Raw genomic sequence first — 22,746 nt, 5'->3', positions numbered from 1 at the left:
GCTAGCGTCGCCCGGGTGAGCCGTGAGATCCAGTGGGGCGTCGTCGGGCCGGGCCGCATCGCCGAGAACCTGATGGCCGACTTCGCGCACGTCCCCGGGGCCCGGCCGGTCGCGGTCGCCTCCCGCTCGGCCGACCGCGCGGCCGCCTTCGCCGCCCGGCACGGGCTGGAGCGGGCCCACGGCTCCTACCGGGACATCCTCGCCGACCCGGACGTCGACGTCCTCTACGTCGCCACCCCGCACCCGCAGCACCACGCGATCGCGCTGGCCGCCCTGGACGCCGGCAAGGCGCTGCTGGTCGAGAAGGCGTTCACCGCGACCACCGCGGGGGCCGTCGAGGTCGTCGAGCGGGCCCGGGAGCGGGGGCTGTTCGTCATGGAGGCGATGTGGACCCGCTTCCAGCCCGCCGTCGTGACCCTGCGCGAGCTGGTGGCCGACGGCGCGATCGGGGAGGTCCGCTCGGTGCAGGCCGACCTCGGCGTCTCGCGCACCTACGACCCGCTCGACCGGCTGTTCGCCCTCGAGCTCGGCGGCGGAGCGCTGCTCGACCTCGGCGTCTACGTCGTCTCGTTCGCCCAGATGCTGCTCGGCGCCCCGGACACGGTGACCACCGCGGGCTCGCTGTTCCCCACGGGCGCCGACGCGGAGGCGGCCATCCTGCTGGGCTGGGCCGACGGGCGGTCGGCCACGCTCACCACCTCGCTGCGCTACCCGACCCCCGGGCAGGCGCGGGTGTTCGGCACCGAGGGCTGGATCGACGTCCTCCCCCGCTTCCACCACCCGGACACCATCGTGCTGCACCGCACCGGCGCCGACCCCGAGACGATCACCCGGCCGCAGACCGGCACCGGCTACGCGCACGAGCTCGCCGAGGTGACCGCGTGCATGCAGGCCGGGCGCACCGAGAGCGCGGTCATGCCGCTGGCCGACACCCTCGCCGTCCAGGCGGTGCTCGGCGAGGCCGCCGACCGGTTGGGCATCCGGCACGCCGAGGACCCCCACGGCCTCGGCTGAGGCCTACCCGCCGGTCGCCTGGGCGGGCGTGGGCACGCGGGTCACCGGCCGGCCGGTGCGCCGCACCGCCTCGGCGAGGACGACGGCGTCGACCACCGCCGCCCCGCCCGGGTCGTTGTTCAGGTAGACCAGCACGTCCTCGTCGGGGCCGTACGCCCCGGCCAGCCGCTCGGCCCAGCGGTGCAGCACCGCCGGCGGGTAGCCCCACCCCTCCGCCCCGGTGTGCAGCCGCAGGTACCCCCACCCGGCGGTGCGCCACAGCGGCGTCACCGGCTGCTCGGCGCGGTCGGCCCAGCACAGCGCGGCGCCGTGCCGCTCGAGCAGGTCACGGACCTCGTCGGTCCACCAGGTGTCGTGCCGGGGCTCCACGGCCACCCGGAGGCCGGGCGGGAACTGCTGCAGGCAGTCGCGCAGCAGCCCGGCGTCGGCCTTCAGCGTCGGCGGCAGCTGCAGCAGGACGGCGGCCAACCGGTCGCCCAGCCCGGCGGCGCGCTCCACCAGCCGGGCCACCGGCTCGGCCGGGTCGCGCAGCCGGCGCACGTGCGTGAGGAACCGGCTGGCCTTGACCGCCCACCGGTAGTCCGGGGGTGTGCGTGCCCGCCAGCGCTCGAAGGTGGCCCGCTCCGGGAGGCGGTAGAAGGCCGCGTTGCTCTCCACCGTGGCGAAGTGCGCCGCGTGGTGCTCGAGCTCCAGCCGCTGCGGCAGGCCGGGCGGGTAGAAGCGGCCGCGCCAGTCCCGGTACTGCCACCCCGACGTCCCCACCACCACCGCCATGCCGTGCCGCTACCCGCACACCGCGCGGTGCAGCCCCACGAGCCGCGGCAGGTCCGGTCCGGGCGGCGAGTGACCGGCCGCCGGCCGGGGCACCGGGGACGGTGACCGCAGCCCGACCGCCGAGGGAGCGCCGTGACCGCCGTGACCGACCTGCCGCCCACCGTCTTCGTCCTGTTCGGCGCCACCGGGGACCTCTCCCGGCGCATGGTGCTCCCGGCCTTCTTCGACCTCGCCCGCCAGGATCTGCTGCCGGCGGACTGGCGGTTGATCGGCAGCGGCCGGGGCGAGCGGTCGGACGAGGAGTTCACCGACCTCGCCCGGGCCGCCCTGGAGGAGTTCGGGCCGCTGGGGGACGGCGACGGGGACGCCGAGCGCCTCTGGGCGGACTTCGCGGGCCGGCTGCGCTTCGCCGGCGGCGGGTTCTCCGATGACGACCCCGGCAGCCTGGGCGACGTCCTGGAGGGGGTCCGCAGTGACCTCGGCGGGGACGTGCAGCTGGTCCACTACCTCGCCGTCCCCCCCGAGGCCTTCGACGACCTCACCCGCGGCCTGCAGCGGCACGGCCTCGCCGAGGGTGCGCGGGTGGTCTACGAGAAGCCGTACGGGACCTCGGCGGAGACCTTCCGGGAGCTCGACGACCTGGTCCTCTCCGTGCTCGACGAGGAGCAGGTCTTCCGGATCGACCACTTCCTCGGCAAGGAGGGCACCCAGGACCTGCACGTGCTGCGGTTCGCCAACGGCATGTTCGAGCACCTGTGGAGCCGCGAGCACGTCGCGCAGGTGCAGATCGACGTACCCGAGGAACTCGACGTCGCCCAGCGCGCGGCCTTCTACGACGCCACCGGCGCGGCCCTGGACATGCTGGTCACCCATCTGTTCCAGCTGGCCGCCGAGGTGGCGATGGAGCCCCCGGCCAGCTTCGCCCCCGACGACCTGCGCCGGGCGCGCGAGGCCGTGCTGTCCTGCTTCCGGCCGCTCGACACCGGCGAGGTGGTGCTCGGCCAGTTCGACGGCTACACCGGCATCGACGGCGTGGCCGACGACTCGCGGACCGACACCTACGTCGCCGCCCGGCTGTGGGTGGACACCGACCGCTGGCGGGACGTGCCGTTCGTGCTGCGCACCGGCAAGCGCATGGCGGTCAGCGAGCAGCGGGTCAGCCTGCTGATGCGCGTCCCGGAGGGGCCGGTCACCGATCCGCCCGGCCACGGCAACGTGCTGTCGCTGTCGCTGTCCGGCTCCGGGGCGGTGGACCTGGCGCTGGTGGCCAAGGAGCCCGGCCCGGACCTCGCGCTGGCCCGGGCGACCGCGACGCTGCAGCTGGCCGACGTCCCGGGCGGGACGCCGCTGCCGCCCTACGCCTCGCTGCTGCACGACGTCCTGGTGGGCGACCGGTCGCTGTTCACCAGCAGCGACGGGCTCGCGCAGGCCTGGCGGGCGTTCGCCCCGCTGCAGCAGGACCCGCCCGCGGTGCACGGCTACGCCCCCGGCTCCTGGGGGCCGGCCGAGGCCGAGGCGCTGGCCGAGCCCTGCGGGTGGCTGCTCGGCGACGGGCGGCGGTGACGACCGTGGCCGCGCCCGCCCGGTTCAAGGACCTATGCCTCGACGCCCGGGACCACCAGGCGCTGGCCGACTGGTGGTGCGCCGCCCTGGGCTACGCGCGCCGGCACGCCGACCGGCCGGCAGCGGACCCGGTGGCGATCGAGGACCCCACGGGCGCCGGCCCCCCGATCTGGGTCAACCCGGTGCCGGAGCCGAAGTCGGTGAAGAACCGGGTGCACCTCGACGTCGTCGGCGACACCGCCACCCTGCTCGCCGCCGGTGCCACGCTGCTCCGGGCCCGGGACGACGAGGTCGGCTGGGACGTCCTCGCCGACCCGGAGGGCAACGAGTTCTGCTGCTTCGCCCCGGACTGACCCCGGGGACGCCACAGGGGCGGCCCGCGATGCGGACCGCCCCTGCGGTGACGTCCTGGGACCGCCCCGTCCCGGGCCCCGGCCCCGAGCTAGCGAGGGGCGGGGAGGACGGGGTCCTCCATCAGAAGTCCATGCCGCCCATGCCGCCGTCGCCACCGGGCATGGCCGGGGCGGCCTTCTCCGGCTTGTCGGCGATGACGGCCTCGGTGGTGAGGAACAGCGCCGCGATGGAGGCGGCGTTCTGCAGCGCCGAGCGGGTGACCTTGGCCGGGTCGATGATGCCGGCCTCGACCAGGTTCACGTACTCGCCGGACGCGGCGTTGAGGCCGTGGCCGGTGTCGAGCCCGCGGACCTTCTCCGCCACGACGCCGCCCTCGAGGCCGGCGTTGATGGCGATCTGCTTCAGCGGCGCCTCGAGCGCGACGCGCACGATGTTGGCGCCGGTGGCCTCGTCACCCTCGAGCTCGAGCTTCTCGAACGCGACGGTGGTGGCCTGCGCCAGGGCGACGCCGCCGCCGGCGACGATGCCCTCCTCGACGGCGGCCTTGGCGTTGCGCACCGCGTCCTCGATGCGGTGCTTGCGCTCCTTGAGCTCGACCTCGGTCGCGGCGCCGGCCTTGATGACGGCGACGCCACCGGCCAGCTTGGCCAGGCGCTCCTGCAGCTTCTCGCGGTCGTAGTCGGAGTCCGACTTGTCGATCTCGGCGCGGATCTGGTTGACCCGGCCCTGGATCTGGTCGGTGTCCCCGGCGCCCTCGACGATCGTCGTCTCGTCCTTGGTGACGACGACCTTGCGGGCCCGGCCGAGCAGCTCGAGACCGGCGTTCTCCAGCTTGAGGCCGACCTCCTCGCTGATGACCTGGCCACCGGTGAGGATGGCGATGTCGGTCAGCATGGCCTTGCGCCGGTCACCGAAGCCCGGGGCCTTGACGGCGACGGACTTGAAGGTGCCGCGGATCTTGTTCACGACCAGGGTCGCGAGGGCCTCGCCCTCGACGTCCTCGGCGATGATGGCCAGCGGCTTGCCCGACTGCATGACCTTCTCCAGCAGCGGGAGGAGGTCCTTGACCGAGCTGATCTTCGAGTTGACGACGAGCACGTACGGGTCGTCGAGGACGGCCTCCATGCGCTCGGCGTCGGTGACGAAGTAGGGCGAGATGTAGCCCTTGTCGAAGCGCATGCCCTCGGTGAGCTCGAGCTCGAGGCCGAAGGTGTTGCTCTCCTCGACGGTGATGACACCTTCCTTGCCGACCTTGTCCATCGCCTCGGCGATGAGCTCACCGATGGCGGCGTCGGCGGCGGAGATCGACGCGGTGGCGGCGATCTGCTCCTTGGTCTCGACGTCCTTCGCGGTCGAGAGGAGGTACTCGGTGACCGACTCGACGGCCTTCTCGATGCCCTTCTTCAGGGCCATCGGGTTGGCGCCGGCCGCGACGTTGCGCAGACCCTCGCGCACGAGCGCCTGGGCCAGCACGGTGGCGGTGGTGGTGCCGTCACCCGCGACGTCGTCGGTCTTCTTCGCGACCTCCTTGACCAGCTCGGCGCCGATCTTCTCCCAGGGGTCCTCGAGCTCGATCTCCTTGGCGATGCTCACACCGTCGTTGGTGATGGTGGGAGCGCCCCACTTCTTCTCGAGGACGACGTTGCGGCCCTTCGGACCGAGGGTCACCTTGACGGCGTCGGCGAGGGTGTTCATGCCCCGCTCGAGACCGCGGCGGGCCTCTTCCTCGAAGGCGATCATCTTGGCCATGTGGTGATGTCCTCCATGCATGGATCGCTGCACGGCCGGGACCGGCGCCCGCGACGGACGACACCGGCGCCGCGGACGCTCCGTCGGTCCGCACACCAGTGCCTCACCGTTCCGACCTGGTTGGCACTCGGCACTGTCGAGTGCCAATCGAGAGTCTGGCACTCGCACCTGCCGAGTGCAAGAACGGGGGGTGACCGGCGCCTGTTCCCGGCCGGCGTGACCGGGCTCGCACGGTTTCCGTCGGCGGCCTCCCGCCGGTCATGCCCCCGCGGAGGCGGACCAGCGGGTGCGCCGGCTCCGCTCAGCAGGGGGACGGCACCTGGCCGCGTGGGCGACCGACGAGCGGGGCCCGGAGGGTCCCCGAGGAGGGACGCGATCGCGGCGGCTCAACGCACACCGGGACGGCACCTGGCCGCGGGTGGAGGCCGGTAGGCCGACAATGTGCACGGCACCGAGGCCCGGCCCCCCTGGGGGACCGGGCCTCGGTGCGGACCTGGGTGGCTCAGGCGACGCGGACGGCGTCCGCCTGCGGCCCCTTCTCGCCCTGGACGACCTCGAAGGTGACCCGCTGGCCCTCGTCGAGGCTCTTGTAGCCGTCCATCTGGATGGCCGAGTAGTGGACGAAGACGTCCTGACCGCCGTCGACGGCGATGAAGCCGAAGCCCTTCTCGGCGTTGAACCACTTCACGGTGCCCTGTGCCACGTGCGCTCCTGCATTCGTGCGTGCGGACGAACCCCGCTGACCGGGGCCGGGTTACTCGCTCTCCCGCCCGTCGGACACGAACGTGGAACTCGAACCGCGCGAGACGGTACAGCACGGGAGCGCAGGTGAGAGAGACCTCACGCAGGAGTCACGCCGGAGGGTGGGCAGCACCCTTCCGGAACGGCTTCGACTGTACCAATCAGCCGATGAGCCCCGCCGACCGGACCGACCGCAGGGACGGCTCGACGCGGTGGGTGGGCCCGACGACCGGCTGCAGCGGGTCGAGGGTCTTGAGCCCCTCACCGGTGTTGAGGACGACGGTCTCCCGGCTCGGGTCCAGCCGGCCGTCCTCGACCAGCTGCCGCAGCACCGCCACGGTCACCCCGCCGGCGGTCTCGGCGAAGACGCCGGTGGTGCGCGCGAGGTCGCGGATGCCCTGGACGATCTCGGCGTCGCCCACCCGGCCGACCGAGCCGCCGGTGCGGCGGATGGCGTCGAGCGCGTACGGCCCGTCGGCGGGGTTGCCGATGTTGAGCGACTTCGCGATGCCGGTCGGCTTCACCGGCTTGACGACGTCCCACCCGTTGTCGAAGGCCGTCGCGATCGGGTCGCAGCCGGCCGACTGGGCGCCGAACACCCGCCACTCGGTGCCCTCGACGATGCCGGCCGCGGCCAGCTCGCGGAACGCCTTGTCCACCTTGGTCAGCAGTGAACCCGAGGCCATGGGGATGACGACCTGGGCCGGGATCCGCCAGCCGAGCTGCTCGGCGATCTCGTAGCCCATCGTCTTGGAGCCCTCGGCGTAGTAGGGCCGGACGTTCTGGTTGACGAACGCGGTGTCCTCGAACTCGTCGGTCTCGGCGAGCTCGCTGGTCAGCCGGTTGACGTCGTCGTAGGAGCCCTCGACGGCGACCAGCGTCTGCCCGTAGACGGCCGACTGGACGACCTTGCCCGGCTCCAGGTCGGCGGGGATGAAGACGTAGGAGGGCAGCCCGACCCGGGCGGCGTGCGCGGCCACGGAGTTGGCGAGGTTCCCCGTCGAGGCCGCGGCGATCTTGGTGTACCCCAGGCGGCGGGCAGCGGTGGCGGCCAGGGAGACCACGCGGTCCTTGAACGAGTGGGTGGGGTTGGCCGAGTCGTCCTTGACCCACAGCCCGCCGGTGAGGCCGAGCTCGGCGGCCAGCCGGTCCGCGCGCACCAGCGGCGTCATGCCCGGGTCGAGGGAGACGCGGTCGGCGGGGTCCTGCCCGACCGGCAGGAGGGCCGCGTAGCGCCAGATGTTCTGCGGGCCGGCCTCGATCTGCTCCCGCGTGACGGCCTTGAGCAGGTCGGGGTCGTAGTCGACCTCGAGCGGGCCGAAGCACTCGGCGCAGGCGTGCTCGGCGATCAGGCCGAAGGTCGCGCCGCAGTTGCGGCAGACCAGCCCGCGGGCCGGGCACGGGGGGACGGGGCCACCCGCGCTGGAGTCCGCCTGGAGAGCTGCGTCCGTCCTGGTGGAGCTGGGAGCGGTCAGGGTCATGCGACGACTACCTCCTCATCTTCCCCGCGCCGGGCCGTCGAGCCGGGCGGGACGGAATTGGCACCTTCCGCAGTGCGGCGGTTGCCGGGGCTTCGTCGGGCCGTGTCCCTCTGCCCCTCTGGATGAGTGGAACGGTGGGAGTCTACCCGGGCGGCCGGCGCCCCCGCGGATCCGGCCAGGATGGGCGGGTGAGCGCGCGCATCGTCTACACCGACCTCGACGGCACGATGGTCGGCCCGCGGGGGTCGTTCTGGCACACCGCCGGCCGGGACCTGACCGCCGACCCCGCGGCGGCGCTGCTCGACCTGCACCGGGCCGGCGTGGCCCTGGTGCTGGTCAGCGGGCGGACGTTCGAGCAGGTGGTCGAGGCCGGGCGCATCTTCGCGGCGGACGGCGCCATCGCCGAGCTGGGCTCGGTGGTCAGCTGGGACGCCGGGCGCGGGGTGCACCGGATGACCGGGGAGCTGCCCGCCGCGCACGCCGGCCGTACGCCGATGGAGGTGATGGCCGAGCTCGGCGTCGTCGAGGACCTGGTGGCCGCGCACCCCGGCCGGCTGGAGTGGCACGCGCCGTGGCACGCCACGCACACGACCGACGCGCTGCTGCGCGGCCGGGTGGACCCGCTGGCCGTGGACGCCGACCTGGCCGCCCGCGGGCTGGGCTGGCTGACCCTCAAGGACAACGGGGCGATCCCGGCGACGACCCGCATGACGCTGGCGCCGGACCCGGCCCCGCCGCGGGTCTACCACCTCATGCCGCGCGGCATCTCCAAGGGCTCCGCGATCGCGTGGGACCTCGCGCGGCGGGGGCTGGGCCCGGAGGACGCGGTGGCGATCGGCGACAGCGTCAGCGACCTGGAGATGGCACCCGCGGTCGGCCGGCTGTTCATCACCGCGAACGGGGCGGTCGTCGACGGGATGGCCGACCGGATCGCCGCCGTCCCCAACGCGACCGTGACCGGTGCGCCGATGGGCGAGGGCTGGGCCCAGGCCGTCCGCGCCAGCCTGTGAGCGGAGTGCCACGGGCGCGTTTCCCGCGCCGTGGCACTCCGCTCCTGCTACGACGTGACGTCGCGGCGGGCGAAGTGGCGGAACCCCAGCGCGGTGAAGACCGCCGCGTACACCAGCGACTGGACGACCCCGCGGAAGAGGTCGCCGGAGTCGACGGGGGTCTGCAGGAGGTCGGTCCAGGCGAACTCCTCCGCGGTGGGGAACCAGTCACGGATCGACCCCAGCTGCTCCACCTGGTCGAGGATGGCGAACACGAACATCGTGAACACCGCGCCGCCGACCGCCGCCAGCGGTGCGTCGGTGATCGTGGAGAGCCAGAAGGCCAGGGTGCCGACGACGAGCAGGTGGACGGCGAGGTAGCCGACCATCCCGGTCAGCCGGAGCAGCGCCTCGCCCTGGTCGAGGGTGAGCCCGACCGGTGTCCGCAGGTCGCCGAAGCCGAAGGCGATGCCGCCGGCCACCAGCGCCACGGCGACGAGGGTGACCAGCGCCCCCACCGAGAGCACCAGCGCGGCGTACCACTTCTGCCGCAGCAGGCGGGCCCTCGGGACGGGCGTGGCCAGCGCGTACCGCAGCGAGCCCCACTGCGCCTCGACGGCCACCGTGTCGCCGAAGAACAGCGCGTACACCACGACGAGGAAGAACGACGTCGTGGCGAACAGCACGAACAGCGTGAAGTTCAGGCCGCTGGCCGTGGCGACGTCGACCAGGTTGATCCGGCTGTTCTCCGCCGCCTCCTCGCTGCCGCCCAGCTGCAGGGCGCCGATGAGGATCAGCGGCAGGGCCACCATCAGCGCCAGGACGCCGAGGGTGCGCCGGCGCTTGAACTGGCGGCGCAGCTCCACCGACAGCCGCAGCGTGCGCCCGGGCCGGTACCCGGCGACCGCACCGGTCGCCTGGACCGCGCCTCGCTCGGTCGTCGCCATCAGGCCTCCTCCCCCACCAGCGCGAGGAACGCGTCCTCGAGCCGCCGCCGCGGCGTGAACGCCTCGACCTCGACGCCGGCCTCGACCAGGGCGTGCAGCGCCCGCGCCCGGCCGGTGCCGTCCAGCTCGGCGACCACGCCCTCGTCGGTCCGCTCGGCGGACACCCCGGGCAACCCCTCGAGGACCGCGACCGCCCGGTCGGCGTCACCGCCGTCGGCGAGCCCGACGAGCACCGCTCCCCCGGCGCCGACGATCTCCTCCACCGTGCCCTGCGCGATCTTCTGGCCCTTGGCCATGACGACCACGTGGCTGCAGGTCTGCTCGATCTCGCTGAGCAGGTGGCTGGAGACGATCACGGTGCGGCCGGTGGCGGCGTAGGAGCGCAGCACCTCGCGCATGGCGTGGATCTGCGGCGGGTCCAGCCCGTTGGTCGGCTCGTCGAGGACCAGGAGGTCGGGCAGGCCGAGCATCGCCTGGGCGATCGCCACCCGCTGCCGCATCCCCTGGCTGTAGCGGCGGACCGGCCGGTCGATGGCCGCGCCGAGGCCGGCGACCTCGATCGCCTCCTCCATGTGCGCGTCCTCGACCGGGCGGCCGGTCGCGGCCCAGTACAGCCGGAGGTTGTCCCGGCCGGAGAGGTGCGGCTGCAGGCCGGTGCCCTCGACGAAGGACCCGAGCCGGGAGAGCACGGGGGCGCCGGGCCCGGCCGCGTGCCCGAAGATGCTGATCCGCCCCTCGGTCGGCCGGATCAGGCCCATGAGCATGCGCAGCGACGTGGTCTTGCCCGCGCCGTTGGGGCCGAGCAGGCCGAGCACCTGGCCGCGGCGGACCTCGAAGGACAGGTCCCGGACGGCGACGAAGCCGTCCTTGTAGGCCTTGCTGACGCCGGTGAAGCGCAGCGGGACGTCCTCGCCGTCGGGCTCGACGTGCGAGACGACGCGCCGGCGCCGGCGCCCCCAGAGGACGGCGGCCAGCCAGCCGAGGAGGCCGAGCGCGACGAGGACGCCGAGCAGCACCCACCAGCGGGTGAGCCCGGCGGTGGCGCTGGTCTCGCCCGGTACCCGCGGGGCGGCGAGGACGGCGCCGTCCCCCACCGGCGCGATGCCGTAGACGGTGGGCTCGGCGGGGAGGGCGAAGGCCTGGTCGGTGGTCGACACGACGACGCGCATCGTGTGGCCGGGCTCGAACCGGTGCACGATGCCCGGCAGCGTGACCGTCACCGTCGTCGGGGCGGTGGGGTCGGCCGACAGCCCGGTGAGCGCCAGCGGTGCCACCAGGCCGGCGGGGAGGGTGGTCACCCCGTCCGGCCCCACGTCGTAGAGCTTGGCGAACAGCGTGGCCGTGCCCCCGGGCGCGGTCACCGCGAGGTCGACGGTGCTCGCGCCGACGACCTCGACGGCCTCGTCCAGCGGCGCGCTCTCGAAGGCGGCCGACTGGCCGGGGATCTCGATCGTCGTGCCGCCCAGGGCCGAGGTGAGCGCCCCGAGACCGGGGTAGGTGGTCAGCGCGGCCGGTGAGCCGCCGGCGGGGGCGCTGACCGGCTGCCCGCCCCCGGTCAGCGGGACGGCGGTGCGCTCGGCCGGCGCGGTGCCGTCCAGGCCGGGGTAGGCGTCGGCGGTGACGGTGCGGCTGCCGCCGCCCTGGACGGAGAGGCCGCTGGCGACGCCGGTGGGCGCGGGGAACTCGAAGGCCGGGCCGCCGTCACCGGCCCGGGCGGGGTCGTCGGGGTCCCGCAGGTACCGGTCGAACCAGCCGGCGACCCGCTCGCGCAGCCGTTCGGTGGTGCCGGCCGAGGCCGGGGCGTCGTGCCCGCCCTCGTACCAGACGACCGCGACCGGGGCGCCCGTGGCGGCGATGCCGCGGGCGTTGGCGTCGGCCTGGTCGAGGCCGAACAGCGAGTCCTGGGTGCCCTGCACGAGCAGGGTCGGCACGTCGACGCGGTCCAGCACGCCGGCGGGGCTGCTCCGGTCGAGCACGGCGGCGATCTCCGGCGTGAGCGTGCCCGTCGTCGCGGCGTCCTGGTAGGCGGCGCACACCTCGGGGCTGAAGCGGCCGCAGGTCAGCAGCTGCCCCACCGCCGCGGGGTCCAGGGACGCCGGGTCCACGGCCGGAGCCGTCCCGCCGGGGCCGTCGCCGCCGGGGCCGTCGCCACCGGGGCCGTCGCCACCGGGGCCGTCGCCGCCGGGCCCGCCGCCCAGCGCGTCGAGCAGGCCCCCGGTGGGGGCCCCGCCGATGCTGAAGAACAGCCCGGCCCACACCTGCTTGAAGACGCCCGTATCGCCGGTCGCGGGGGCGGCGGCCACCGTGGCGGGCTCGGGATCGCCCACCCGGGAGGGGAAGAAGGCGGTCGTCAGGGAGTTCCAGGTGATCTGCGGCGCGATCGCGTCCACGCGGTCGTCGTAGGCCGCCCCGAGCAGGGCCAGCGCGCCACCGTAGGAGCCGCCGGTGACGCCGACCCGGGGGTCGCCCGGCGCGTCGAGCAGCACGTCGTCGCGCTCGGCGAGGCGGTCGAGCAGCGTGGAGAGGTCGGCGACCTCGTACCGGGGGTCGTTGAGCCCGATCTGCCCGGTGCTGGCGCCGAACCCGCGCGCGGAGTAGGTGAGGACGACGTAGCCGCGGGCGGCCAGCGCGCGGGCGTCCTCGGCGACGGAGGCCTTGCTGCCCCCGAACCCGTGGGCGATGACGACGGCGGGCGCGGGGTCGGCCGGGGTCGCCGACTCGGGGACGAACAGCGTGGTGTCGAGCTCGACGGCGTCCGCCCCGCTGCCGGAGGGGACGCGGGCCTCCTCGGTGGCGATCGCGCCCCCCGACCCGTCCTCCGCCGCGGCCGCGGCCGGGGTGCCGGCGAGCAGGGCGGCGGTGAGGAGAGCGGTGAGCAGGGCCGCGAGCGTCGCGCGCGCGCCGGGGCGCGGGCGGGGACGCGCGGACCCGGGGACGGGACGCACGAAAGCGCCCAACGGGCGAGCCGCGTCCGGTGTTCCGGGGCGGCCGCTCGGGGCCGCCGGCCGTCCGGGGCGGCCGCTCAGGGCCGCCAGTCCCCCGCGGCGACGACGACGATGCCGGGGGCCGCGACGTCGGGCACCTCGAAGAAGCGGGTGGCGACGGTGGTGATCTGCGGGAAGTCCTGGGCCAGCTGCTCGGCGGCCTGCTGCTGGGTCGCGTCCCCGGGCGTGTAGTAGACGGTCGTCGCGGCGACGTCCCCGCCGGTGTAGGCGCCGACGCCCGGGGACTCCCAGCCCTTCGTGCCGAGGGCGGCGGCGATGTCGGCGGCCAGGCCGTTGATGCCGGTGGCGTTGAGCACGGTGACGGGGCTGCGCACGGGGCCGGCCGGGGCCTCCTCCTCCACCGGCGGCAGCGGCGCCACCGACAGCGACGGCAGCGCGCTGGGGACGGCGGGCGCGGATGCCACCGGGGTCGCCGTGGCGGGCGCGGCCTGGCTGCGCGCCGCCTCGCGGGCGTCGGGTGCGGTGAAGGAGTAGACGCCGAGGACGAGCAGGGCGACGACGGCGACCGCCAGCAGGCCGGTGGCGGCCCGCCGGACGCCCGAGGGCCGGCTCTCCGGGTCGGCGGCGCGCAGGGCCGAGGCGCTCACCCCGGCACGGCGGGCGGCCTTGCGGCGCTCGGCGTCCAGGGCCTGCCGCTCGGCGCGCAGCGCGGCGCGGCCGCCCACCACGCCGGTGGTGAAGCCGGTCGTGGGTCCGGTCACCGGTCCGGGGACGGCGGCCGGGCGGCGGCCGTCCCCGTCGTCGTGGTGGTCGTGGGCCCGGTGGTCGTGGTGGCGGTCGTCGCGGGAGTCGTCGTCGCGGGAGTCGTCGTCGCGGGAGTCGTCGTCGCGGCCGCGCGCCGGGGTGCGGTCGGGGATGGCCTCCGTGGCGGGCGCCGCCACCCGGCCGCGGGCCGGGGTGCGGTCGGGGATCGCCTCGGTGGCCGGGGCGACCGGGCGCTCGTCGCCGGAGGGGCTGGTCCAGTCCCGGTAGCCGGGCTGGTCGGGCGCGGGCTGCCCGGGCGTCGCGGCGGGCGCCCAGGCCGGCGCGGTGGCCGACGGCCGCTCCGGCGCGGCGGGGGGCTCGTCGTCCAGCGGGTCCTCGCCGTACCCGGGGGTGGGCACGGCCTGGAACGGCGCCACCGTGGTGCTCGGGCCGACGTGCACGGGCGCCGAGGCGGCCGGTGGTGCCGAGGACGGCGGGACGGGCAGGCGGGGGCGGGTCAGCGGCGCGGGCTCCGGCGTGCGCGCCGGCTCGCCCGCACGGGGGCGCGCGGGCTCGACGGTGCGGGGGCCCTGCGCGGCGGCGCCGGGCCGGGCCGGGACGGGCCGCAGCGGACCGCCCGAGCGGGCGGCGGCGGGCGGCACCGGGCGCGGCGGGGCCGGACGGCGGCGGCCCGGGTCCTCCGCCACCGGCAGCAGCCCCTCGCGGCGGCGGTCGGCGCGGCTGCGGCCGGGGGTGGTGGGCTGGTCGTCGAGGTCGGGCTCCACGGGCCGTCGGGGCAGGTCGGTACGGCGGCGGCCGTGCGGGAGAGGGGCGCTCCCGCGCTCCGATACGTCACTGCCTGACGCCGCGTGCCTGCCCACGGTGACCAAATCTAGCCCGCCGAACCCCCCTTGCCCAGGACCTGGGACGAGCGACGCTGTCCGCGGGCGGCGCGGACCCGGCGCAACCGGCGCACCAGCAGGGGGTCGGCCGCGAGGGCCGCGGGCTGGTCGACCAGGGCGTTGAGCACCTGGTAGTAGCGGGTCGGCGGGACGCCGAACCGGTCCCGGATCGCGGTCTCCTTGGCCCCGGGCCGGCGCCACCACTGCCGCTCGAAGAGGAGCATCTCGTGCTCGCGGCGGGACAGACCCGCGGGCGGCGGTGCGGGCTCGGTGGCGGGTGCCCGGGTGGCGGGCTCGGTGCGGGCGGGCTCGGTGGCGGCGGGCGGCGGGTTCCCCTCGCCCCCCGGCGGGGAGACCGCGGGAGCTGGGTCGAGCGACATCGGAGGTCCTTCCCTGGAGTGCCGTGCAACCCCGACGGTAGCCCCGGGGGACGACGGTCCGGGCGCGACGCTCACACCGGTGCGGGCGCCACCTCGGCGGCCCTCCGGCGGGCCCCGATCCGGGCCTGGCGGAGGCTGTCGGCGGTGAACACCGCGAGGGCCACCCAGACGATGACGAACCCGGCCAGCCGCGCCGGCGGCATGGGCTCGCGGTAGACGAAGACGCCGATCGCCAGCTGCATGAGCGGGGTGATGTACTGCAGCAGGCCGACCGTCGAGAGCGGCACCCGCCGGGTCGCCGCGGCGAAGAGCAGCAGCGGGATCGCCGTCGCCACGCCCGAGCCCATGAGCAGCAGCAGGTGCCCGGTGCCCGCGGTGCCCGCCGTCCCCTCGCCGCGCGCCTGCAGCACGGCCAGCACGACCACGGCCGGGACGACCACCAGGGCGGTCTCGACGAACAGCCCGGGGGCCGCCGTGACCCGCACCAGCTTCTTCATCAGGCCGTACAGGCCGAAGCTGGCGGCCAGCGCGAGCGCGATCCACGGCGGCCGGCCGTAGTCGACCGTGAGCACGGCGACCGCGACGGCGGCGATGCCGACGGCCACCCACTGCAAGGGCCGCAGCCGCTCGGCGAACACGACGACGCCGAGCAGCACGCTGACCAGCGGGTTGATGAAGTAGCCCAGCGAGGTCTCGACGACGTGGCCGGAGTTGACCGCGACCACGAAGACGAGCCAGTTGACGGCGATGAGCAGCGCCGCACCGAGCAGGACCAGCAGCGTGCGCCGGTCGGCGACCGCGGCGCGCACCGCGGCCCACGAGCGGGCGACGGTCAGCAGCAGGGTGACGAAGACCAGCGACCAGACCACCCGGTGGGCCACGATCTCGACCCCGCCCGCGGGCTCCAGCAGCGGGAAGTACAGGGGGAACAGGCCCCACATGCCGTAGGCGGCCAGTCCCGAGAGCACACCCAGCCGCCGCTCGTCCACGCGGGCACGGTACGCCCGGGTGCCGACGGGCCGGGGGCCGGTCTCAGCCGGTCTGGATGTAGTCCACCAACCGGGCGCGCTCCTCCTCGAGCTGGTCCAGCCGCGCCTTGACGACGTCCCCGATGGAGACGATGCCGACCAGGACGCCGTCGTCCACGACCGGCACGTGCCGGACCCGGTGGTCGGTCATCGTCCGCGCCAGCTCCTCGACCCCGGCCCCGGGGACGCACGTGCGCACCTCGGCGGTCATGACCGCCGAGACCGGCTGGTCGAGCACGCCCGTCCCGTGCTGGTGCAGGCCGTGCACGATGTCGCGCTCGGAGACGATGCCCTCGACCGTGCGCCCGTCGGGGGAGACGACGAGCGCGCCGATGCCGTGCTCGGCCAGGCGGTCGAGGGCCTCCCGGACGCTGGCGGAGGCGGCGATCGTGGTGACGGCCGAGCCCTTGCGGCGGAGCAGGGAGCGGATGTGCACGGCGGGTCTCCCCGGACGAGGCGGTGGCGCGCAGTCTGCTCCTCGCCGGTCCTCCGGGGCAATCCCCGTGCGGTGGGCGGGAGCCGTCCGGCGGCCTACCGTCGAGACGTGCCGTTCCGAACCCGTGGCGCCACCGCCGGCCGGACCGCCTCGTCGGCCCCCGACCGGCCCTCGCCGCTGCAGTGGCTGCGCTACGCGCTGGGCGGCGGGCTGCCGTCCCGGCTGTCCCCGTGGGTGCTCTCCGACACCACGCGCCCGGGCTGGGTGGGCCGCCACCTCACCCGCGCGCTGGTGCAGCTGGCGCCCGTGCTGGTCCTGTGCCTGGTCGCCGTCCCCGTGCCGCTGGTCTACCGGTTGTCCGCCGCGGCCGGTGGCGTGCTGATGGGGCTGGTCTTCTCCCTGGCGTTCATGGTGGAGACGACCGAGCACCGCGTGGCCAAGGCCGGCTACCCGGTCGGGACGGCCGCGCGGCTGCGGGAGCGGCGCATCGAGCGCGACCGCCTCGAGCGCTCCTCCCCTTACCGGCGGGACGGCGCGGGCAGCTTCGACTGAGCCGCCCGGCGCCGTCCCTGCGGTGTGCCGGTCAGTTGTCGCCGGCCTGCTCCTGCAGGACCTCGACCTCGTCGGCCGAGATGGCGATGGAGCCCTCCTCCTCCTCGAACCAGCCGTCGGCGTCCTGGAACAGCTCGTCGGCGGCGACCCCGAAGTCCTGCTCGAAGGTGTCGCGCTGGACCTGGACGACCGTGCCGGTCACCCGGACGACGTCGTTCTGCTCGAGCTCCACCGGCTGGTTGGCCGACACCACGGCGACCGGGTCGCCCTGCTCACCGGCGATGCGGAACGCGGAACCGATGTCCGTGGTGGTCACCAGCTCCGACACCTCGGCGCTGACGGTGACCTCCTGGCCGACGTAGCTCTGGCTGTCGCCGAAGAAGGCGTCGGTGTCGTCCTCTGCGCCGGCGCCGACCCCGGCGTCCACCCCCGCGTCGCCCCCGCCCTCCTCGAGCACGCCGACGCGCTCGTCGAGGCCGGCCACCTGGTCCTCGATCTCCTGGAGGTCCTCGGTCGTGACCTGGCCGGCCTCCGGGCCGGCGGAGTCGCTGCAGCCGGTGATCCCGGCCAGGCCCAGCCCGATCGCCACCACCGCCGCGGTGCCGCGGCCGGCCCGCCCACGAAGACCCGGGACCGCCTTGCTGCTGGTGCTCATCTCGTACCTCCTCGCACGGCGGGCCGCACGGCCCGCCTCGGTCTCTGGCACCACGAGCGGTGCCCCTGCCGACGGGCGGAACGCGGAACCGCGCGGTGTGTCACCGAGCTGCAATCGTCTGTCGCAGTCCCGTGACCACCGGCTCGGTGGCTGCTCGGCGCAGCCGCGCTGGTGGAGGAGCCGGATCGCCCCTCGGGGGCGCGGCCGGGGGACCGCAGCCACGCCGCCGAGCCGTCACCCGGGAGTCACGGAACTCCCAGGGAGGCAGGAGGAGAGCCGACGCGGGGACTCGAACCCCGAACCGCCCGATTACAAGTCGGGTGCGCTGCCAGTTGCGCCACGCCGGCGGGACATGGGGACAGGTCCCGGGACAAGGATAGGGACACCGCAGGGGGGAACTCCGCGGCCTCCACGACGCGGCGTCGGCCCCGGGTGACGGGACGGGCCGGCTCGCGGTGTCGCCCTGGTCCGGCGGACCATCAGGCAGCCGGCCGGGTGAACCGCGGGCGCAGCAGCAGCACCGGGACGACCAGCGCCGCGTTCACGGCGAACATGAGGGGCAGTCCGCGGGCCTCGGCGTAGCCGCCGAGCAGGGGGAGCCCGGCGATCGCGCCGAGGGCCAGGGCGCACAGGGCGGCGCTGAAGCCGGTGGCCGGTCGTTCCGGGAACACCTCGCCGGACCAGATCACCAGCAGTGCGGACAGGACCATGAAGCTCGAGCCGAAGAGCACCGCCGAGGCCGCCAGCAGCGTCCAGGACGGCGGGAGGACCAGCAGCGCGGAGGCCAGGCCGAGCGCGACCGAGGCGGCGACCAGCGTCCGCCGCAGCCCGCCGGTGGCCACCAGGTGACCGGTGGCGGTGCCCACGATCCCGCTGCCGCCGACGAGGACCCAGAACACCGGTGCCGCGGCGTCCGGCAGGTCCGGTGCACCCGCGACGCGGTCGACGGCATAGGTCCAGTACACGGTGCTGGTGAGACCGAACCCGGCGCTGCCGAGGAGGAGTGGCGCGCTACCGACGCGCCGCAGCCAGCGCCACCCCGAGGTGCCCGACGTGGTGCGCCCCGGATCGGGTCCACCGGGCAGCAGCAGCGCGTTCCAGACCGCCGAGCCCAGGGAGAGGACGGCGAAGCCGGCCCACGCCAGCCGCCAGGTGGACCCCTCGGCGGTCAGCCAGGCCACCGGGGCGGAGACGAGCACGCCGAACGTCGTCCCCGACGTGATCACCGACAGGGTGCGGTGTCGCCGGTCCCGGGGCACCCGCCTGGCGACGGCGTCGGAGAAGGGCGCCCAGCACCAACCCGGGCTCGTCGCGGCGACGCAGACCCCGACCGCGAGCACCACGGTGTTCGGCGACGCGGCGATCACGGCCGTCCCCAGGGTCGCCGCTGACGTGCCGACCAGGACGAGCAGGCGCGGCCCCGTCCGGCCGACCAGCACCCCGGTGGCCAGCAAGGCCAGCAGGTAGCCGGCATACCCGCCGGCGGCGAGCAGTCCCGCGGCCCCGGTGGACAGGCCGAAGGACTCGCGGAACTGCGGCAGGAAGAGCCCGTACCCGTACCGGGCGAAGGCGAAGGACACCGCGATCGCCGTGAGGCCCGCGACCGCCAGATGACCGGGTGACGCTGCGAACCGCACGTCCGGACTTCGGTTCACCATGTGGGTGGCGGTCCCCTCTGCTGGTCCACGGGCCGACGCGCCGCCCGGCGGACCCGTCCCCCGCCGCTCCGCACTCGAACGGGTGACCGACCGTCTGCCACGAGGTCTGACGACGCCACGACTCCTACCCCCCGGGCACGGGGCTGCCACCTCACCGGGCTGATCACCGGCGGACCGTCCGGCGGCCAGCCACCGCGACGACCGGGTGCCGCCTCCGTCGGGGGCCCGCCACCGCGTCGGCCACGGGCCGGCCCGGTGCGGGCGACGGCGTGCGCGGCCCGCCGGTCTGGCAGGGCTACGCGGCCGCGAGCACGGTCGCCGGTCGGCCTGCACCCGTCCGTCCGACCGCCCGGCCTGCGGTCTCCCGGACGAGGCGGGCGATCGTCGCCGGCCGGTCCGACTGCGGGGCGTGGCCGGCCATCAGGAGGGGGCTGAAGCGGGAGCCGGGGATCAACGGCAGGTAGCGCACGGTCTGGCCCGAGGCGATCCAGTCCGCTGCCCCCTGCACCAGCGTGACCGGGCAGTCGATGCGGTCCATACCGCGGGGGACGTCCAGCAGGAGGGCCCACAGGAGGGTGCGCCAGAAGTCACGGGACGCGGAGAAGCCCTCCCCGGCGCCGATGGCCTCCTCCCGCGAGGTGCTCCACGGCCGGGCCTTCAACGGCGCCAGCAGGGCGGCTCGGCCGAGCGCCGAGCGGGACACGTGCGGGAGGAGGGGGTCGAGGGTGCGCATGACGATGCGCGCCGTCCCCATGCCGATGCCCTGGTAGACCCGCTCCGGCGGCACGTTGAGCCCGGACGGCGCGATCGCGACCACCGACACGGCCCGGCCGCGCCGGGCCAGTTCCAGGGCGATCCGGGCGCCGAGGGAGTTGCCGAGCACGTGCACCCGGCCGACCCCCTCCTCGTCCAGGGTGCGCTCGACCGCGTCGGCGATGGCGGGCACGGTGGGCAGCGTCCCCAGGTGCGGCGACCTCCCGACGCCGGGCAGGTCGACGTTGAGCACGTCGAACCTCGCACGCAGTTCGGGCAGCACGGCGGAGAAGTCGCGCCGGGAACTGCCCATGCCGTGGAGGAGCAGCAGGGGTTCCCCCGATCCGGAGCGGGTGAGGGACAGCGAGGAGGTCACCGACCCGGACTACCCGGGGGCTCGGACCGCAGGCCATGACCTCGGCCACGCCGCTGCCGGCCGGCGCAGCGGGCCCGCCCCTGCCCGGCGGGCCGTTCGGTCAGGCGGGGTCGCCGTCGCGCAGGTGACCGGCCGGGTCGCTGCCCGGTAGCGGCGTGGCCGCCAGCCAGCGGGCGAAGCCGTCGGGGTCGCGGCGCTCCATCTCGTCGAGCGTCTCCTGCCGGCGGGCCACCAGGCGCTGCCGGGTCCCGACGTCCAGGTGCCCGGCCAGCGCAGCCGTCGTGCGCGTCCACTCGCGGCCGAGCTCCTCGGTCGGCAGGCCGGCCACCGGCGGCAGGGGACCGTCGAGGTGGCCGACCGCGGTCGGCCGTGCGGCCTCGAGGTCGGCCCGCCGCTCCCGCGCCAGCCACCAGCCCAGCCCGCCCAGCGCGGCGCCGCCGGCCACGAGCAGGCTGAGCACCGCACCGCCGAGCACCGAGGTGCCCGAGAGCACCAGCAGGGCGACGACGGCCACCGCCGCGCAGCGCCAGGCCGCGTCGGCGACCGCCCGGCGGTCCCCCCGGGCCGACTCGCGGGCCAGGCCGGCCCCCAGGCAGCCGGACACCAGCCCGGCGAGCACCACCGCGACGATCCCGCTGAGGGGCAGCGCCAGGCCGCCCACCACGCCCACCACGGCACCGAGGACGGCGAGGACCGCGAGCAGGGGCCGGACGAGGGGACCGTCGAAGGACACCTGCAGCCTCCAGGGACACGGGCCGGGACCGGGCGCGGGCGTGGCACCCGGTGTCGCACTACCCGGTGCACCCGGACGCACACGCCACGCCGGGGGCTTCCCGGGCCGGTCCGGACGGAGGACCCTGGGGGGGCACGGGGGGGACGACGAGTCCTTGCGGAGGTGTCCCGTGTCGATGACGACCCCACTCCAGCCCACCGCCGCCCCGCGGGGGGACGACGGACCCACGGCTCCGGTCGTGGTGGGCACCGACGGGTCGGAGTGCGCGCTGGAGGCGGTGCGCTGGGCGGCGGTGGAGGCCGCCCGCCGCGGGGCCCCGCTGCGCATCGTGCACGCGGCCTCCACCGCGGCGCACCGCGGCGTGGCGGGTGCGGCCCCTCCCGGCCTGCCCCGCGCCCGCGGGGTCACCGCGCAGGCCTTCACCGTGGCCCGGCACGCGGCCCCGTCGGTGACGGCGTCCACCGAGACGGTGGCCGGGGACCCGGTCAGCGCCCTGGTCCGCGCCGCCGGCGACGCCCAGCTGGTCGTGCTCGGCATCGCCACCACGGGAGCGCCCGACGAGATGGTGCTGGCCCCGGTGGCGCAGCGGGTCACCGCCCGCTCGCCGCGGCCGGTGGTCGTCGTCCCCCGGCAGCGGCACGCCGCGGTCGGCGGGTCCCGGCCGGTGGTCGCCGTCCTCGGGCTCGACCGCCCCCAGGACGACGAGCCGGTGGCCGACTTCGCCGCCGCGGCCGCCGCGCACCTGTCCCGGCCGCTGCTGGTGCTGCACGCCGAGCACGGCAGCCCCGCCTCGTGGACCGCGGACCCGGACGCCTGGACCGCCCGCCACCCCGACCTCGCCGCGACCCACGAGCCGCTGGCCCACCCCACCGGCGGCAGGGTGCTGGCCGCCGCCTGCCCGACGCCGCTCCTGGTGCTCGGCGCCGGCCACGGCGGGCTGCTGCACCGGTCGCAGGACTCCCTGCACCGCTGGCTCCTGCGGCACTGCACCTCCCCCATGGCGCTCGTCCCGCCGCCGGACCGGCGGACCGGGCTGGAGGCGCGGGAGGACGTGTACGCGCTGGGCTGAGGCACCGCGGGGCGCCCCCCGGGGTGCCCCACCGGCCCCTTCCGCGGGCCCGGGAGGATTGGCGCCCGTGGGGTCCTCCGTCGTCGACCCGGGACCGGGCCTCGCCGTCGCGCTCGTCCTGCTGGCGGTGCTCGCCGCCGTCGCGGGCCGCCTCTCCGGCCTGGGGCAGGAGCGACCGGTCCTGGTCGCCTCCGCACGGGCCACGCTGCAGCTGGGCGTGGTGTCCGCGGTCCTGCTCGCGGTGGTCGGGTCGCTGGCGCTCTCGGCCGCCTTCGTGCTGCTCATGGTCACCGTGGCGGCGGTCACGGCCGCGGGCCGGGCGACCGGGCTGGCGCTCCGCTCCCCCGGCGCTCCCCGGCGGGTGGCCGCGGCCGCGGTCGCGATCGGGGTCGGCGCGGCCCCGGTGGTCGCCCTCGTCCTGGCCAGCGGCACCGTGCCGCTGCGGGGCGAGGCCGTGATCCCGGTCGCCGGGATCCTCGTCGGCGGGGCCATGACGGCGACCTCCCTCGCCGGACGGCGGATGCGCGAGGAGCTGACCGACCGGCGCGGTGAGGTCGAGGCGGCCCTCGCCCTCGGCCTGCTGCGTCGGGAGGCCCTGCTGGAGATCGGCCGCCCCGCCGCGGCGACCGCGCTGGTGCCCCCGCTCGACCAGACCCGGACCGTGGGCCTGGTCACCCTGCCCGGCGCCTTCGTCGGGGTCCTGCTCGGCGGGGGCAGCCCGGTGGAGGCCGGCGCGGCGCAGCTCCTGGTGCTGGTGGGCCTGCTGGCGGCGGAGACGGTCGCGGTCTGGGTGGTCACCGAGCTGGTCGGCCGCGGCCGGCTCCTCACCGCGCTGCCCCGCTGAGCGAGGGCGTCCAGCCACCTCACAGGGAGCGGACAGCTGCGGGGCAGACCCAGGGGGGA

21 protein-coding genes, 1 tRNA gene and 1 riboswitch are annotated in these 22,746 nt (G+C 76.0%); of the genes, 7 read left to right on the top strand and 15 right to left on the bottom strand.

The genetic code is table 11. The features are described 5' to 3' along the window. The first annotated feature begins 15 nt into the window (after positions 1 to 15). Positions 16 to 1,014, top strand: coding sequence for a Gfo/Idh/MocA family protein (locus ACI8AC_RS11800; protein ID WP_456897956.1), 999 nt, complete (start codon positions 16 to 18; stop codon positions 1,012 to 1,014). A 3-nt stretch (positions 1,015 to 1,017) separates the two neighbouring features. Here ACI8AC_RS11800 and ACI8AC_RS11795 read toward each other — a convergent pair whose 3' ends face one another. After that, positions 1,018 to 1,788, bottom strand: coding sequence for a DUF72 domain-containing protein (locus ACI8AC_RS11795; protein ID WP_456897955.1), 771 nt, complete (start codon positions 1,786 to 1,788; stop codon positions 1,018 to 1,020). Positions 1,789 to 1,920: 132 nt separating this feature from the next. On the opposite strand from ACI8AC_RS11795, the gene ACI8AC_RS11790 reads away from it, so the two are divergent. Continuing rightward, complete coding sequence (locus tag ACI8AC_RS11790) at positions 1,921 to 3,351, top strand: glucose-6-phosphate dehydrogenase (RefSeq protein ID WP_456897954.1); 1,431 nt, start codon at positions 1,921 to 1,923, stop codon at positions 3,349 to 3,351. Beyond that, positions 3,348 to 3,704: a VOC family protein gene (locus tag ACI8AC_RS11785; RefSeq protein WP_456897953.1), complete on the top strand. Its 357-nt coding sequence runs from the start codon at positions 3,348 to 3,350 to the stop codon at positions 3,702 to 3,704. Before ACI8AC_RS11790 ends, ACI8AC_RS11785 begins: the two co-directional genes overlap by 4 nt. Before the next feature lie 121 nt (positions 3,705 to 3,825). Here the strand turns inward: ACI8AC_RS11785 and groL are convergent, their stop codons facing one another. From groL to thrC, 3 genes are all read right to left on the bottom strand, one after another. Continuing rightward, a complete protein-coding gene (gene groL / locus ACI8AC_RS11780) occupies positions 3,826 to 5,454 on the bottom strand; it encodes a chaperonin GroEL (protein ID WP_456897952.1) in 1,629 nt (542 codons plus the stop codon). Positions 5,455 to 5,956: 502 nt separating this feature from the next. Beyond that, complete coding sequence (locus tag ACI8AC_RS11775) at positions 5,957 to 6,157, bottom strand: cold-shock protein (protein ID WP_091218572.1); 201 nt, start codon at positions 6,155 to 6,157, stop codon at positions 5,957 to 5,959. Between the two features lie 199 nt (positions 6,158 to 6,356). Next, positions 6,357 to 7,676, bottom strand: coding sequence for a threonine synthase (gene thrC, locus ACI8AC_RS11770; protein ID WP_456897951.1), 1,320 nt, complete (start codon positions 7,674 to 7,676; stop codon positions 6,357 to 6,359). A 12-nt stretch (positions 7,677 to 7,688) separates the two neighbouring features. Further along, positions 7,689 to 7,805, bottom strand: a riboswitch (SAM riboswitch). Between the two features lie 59 nt (positions 7,806 to 7,864). On the opposite strand from thrC, the gene ACI8AC_RS11765 reads away from it, so the two are divergent. Then, entirely contained in the window at positions 7,865 to 8,686 is an 822-nt protein-coding gene (locus ACI8AC_RS11765; protein WP_456897950.1) for an HAD family hydrolase, read from the top strand. A gap of 47 nt (positions 8,687 to 8,733) precedes the next feature. On the opposite strand, the gene ACI8AC_RS11760 is transcribed toward ACI8AC_RS11765, so the two are convergent. The 6 genes from ACI8AC_RS11760 to ACI8AC_RS11735 all read right to left on the bottom strand — a co-directional run bounded on the left by ACI8AC_RS11760 (position 8,734) and on the right by ACI8AC_RS11735 (position 16,047). Then, positions 8,734 to 9,612, bottom strand: a complete 879-nt coding sequence (locus ACI8AC_RS11760; RefSeq protein ID WP_456897949.1) for an ABC transporter permease — start codon at positions 9,610 to 9,612, stop codon at positions 8,734 to 8,736. Further along, the gene (locus ACI8AC_RS11755) at positions 9,612 to 12,557 is read right to left on the bottom strand and encodes an alpha/beta fold hydrolase (RefSeq protein ID WP_456897948.1); all 2,946 of its coding nucleotides are present in this window, start codon (positions 12,555 to 12,557) and stop codon (positions 9,612 to 9,614) included. The genes ACI8AC_RS11760 and ACI8AC_RS11755 overlap by 1 nt, the downstream gene beginning before the upstream one ends. Before the next feature lie 77 nt (positions 12,558 to 12,634). Continuing rightward, positions 12,635 to 14,086: a LytR C-terminal domain-containing protein gene (locus tag ACI8AC_RS11750; RefSeq protein ID WP_456897947.1), complete on the bottom strand. Its 1,452-nt coding sequence runs from the start codon at positions 14,084 to 14,086 to the stop codon at positions 12,635 to 12,637. Positions 14,087 to 14,193: 107 nt separating this feature from the next. Continuing rightward, positions 14,194 to 14,583 carry a DUF3263 domain-containing protein gene (locus tag ACI8AC_RS11745; protein WP_456897946.1) on the bottom strand — a complete coding sequence of 130 codons (390 nt, stop codon included), beginning with the start codon at positions 14,581 to 14,583 and terminating at the stop codon, positions 14,194 to 14,196. 71 nt (positions 14,584 to 14,654) lie between these two features. Then, the gene (rarD, locus tag ACI8AC_RS11740) at positions 14,655 to 15,572 is read right to left on the bottom strand and encodes an EamA family transporter RarD (RefSeq protein ID WP_456897945.1); all 918 of its coding nucleotides are present in this window, start codon (positions 15,570 to 15,572) and stop codon (positions 14,655 to 14,657) included. A 43-nt stretch (positions 15,573 to 15,615) separates the two neighbouring features. After that, complete coding sequence (locus tag ACI8AC_RS11735; RefSeq protein ID WP_456897944.1) at positions 15,616 to 16,047, bottom strand: CBS domain-containing protein; 432 nt, start codon at positions 16,045 to 16,047, stop codon at positions 15,616 to 15,618. Positions 16,048 to 16,155: 108 nt separating this feature from the next. Here ACI8AC_RS11735 and ACI8AC_RS11730 point away from each other — a divergent pair, with 108 nt between their 5' ends. Further along, positions 16,156 to 16,599, top strand: a complete 444-nt coding sequence (locus ACI8AC_RS11730; RefSeq protein ID WP_456897943.1) for a DUF5313 family protein — start codon at positions 16,156 to 16,158, stop codon at positions 16,597 to 16,599. A 31-nt stretch (positions 16,600 to 16,630) separates the two neighbouring features. Here the strand turns inward: ACI8AC_RS11730 and ACI8AC_RS11725 are convergent, their stop codons facing one another. The 5 genes from ACI8AC_RS11725 to ACI8AC_RS11705 all read right to left on the bottom strand — a co-directional run bounded on the left by ACI8AC_RS11725 (position 16,631) and on the right by ACI8AC_RS11705 (position 20,774). After that, entirely contained in the window at positions 16,631 to 17,254 is a 624-nt protein-coding gene (locus tag ACI8AC_RS11725) for a hypothetical protein (protein WP_456897942.1), read from the bottom strand. 274 nt (positions 17,255 to 17,528) lie between these two features. Beyond that, positions 17,529 to 17,601 (bottom strand) — tRNA-Thr (locus tag ACI8AC_RS11720). A gap of 132 nt (positions 17,602 to 17,733) precedes the next feature. Continuing rightward, entirely contained in the window at positions 17,734 to 18,834 is a 1,101-nt protein-coding gene (locus tag ACI8AC_RS11715) for an MFS transporter (RefSeq protein ID WP_456897941.1), read from the bottom strand. A 373-nt stretch (positions 18,835 to 19,207) separates the two neighbouring features. Beyond that, on the bottom strand, positions 19,208 to 20,041 hold the full coding sequence (locus ACI8AC_RS11710) for an alpha/beta fold hydrolase (RefSeq protein ID WP_456897940.1): 834 nt from the start codon (positions 20,039 to 20,041) through the stop codon (positions 19,208 to 19,210). Between the two features lie 100 nt (positions 20,042 to 20,141). Beyond that, positions 20,142 to 20,774: a hypothetical protein gene (locus tag ACI8AC_RS11705; RefSeq protein ID WP_456897939.1), complete on the bottom strand. Its 633-nt coding sequence runs from the start codon at positions 20,772 to 20,774 to the stop codon at positions 20,142 to 20,144. Positions 20,775 to 20,949: 175 nt separating this feature from the next. Between ACI8AC_RS11705 and ACI8AC_RS11700 the strand changes: the two genes are divergently transcribed. After that, complete coding sequence (locus tag ACI8AC_RS11700) at positions 20,950 to 21,843, top strand: universal stress protein (RefSeq protein ID WP_456897938.1); 894 nt, start codon at positions 20,950 to 20,952, stop codon at positions 21,841 to 21,843. A gap of 67 nt (positions 21,844 to 21,910) precedes the next feature. After that, positions 21,911 to 22,687 carry an ABC transporter permease gene (locus ACI8AC_RS11695; RefSeq protein ID WP_456897937.1) on the top strand — a complete coding sequence of 259 codons (777 nt, stop codon included), beginning with the start codon at positions 21,911 to 21,913 and terminating at the stop codon, positions 22,685 to 22,687. The last annotated feature ends 59 nt before the right edge of the window (positions 22,688 to 22,746 follow it).

This window comes from Geodermatophilus sp. SYSU D00758 (assembly GCF_054049955.1).
This window is presented reverse-complemented; position numbering and strand designations above follow the sequence as displayed.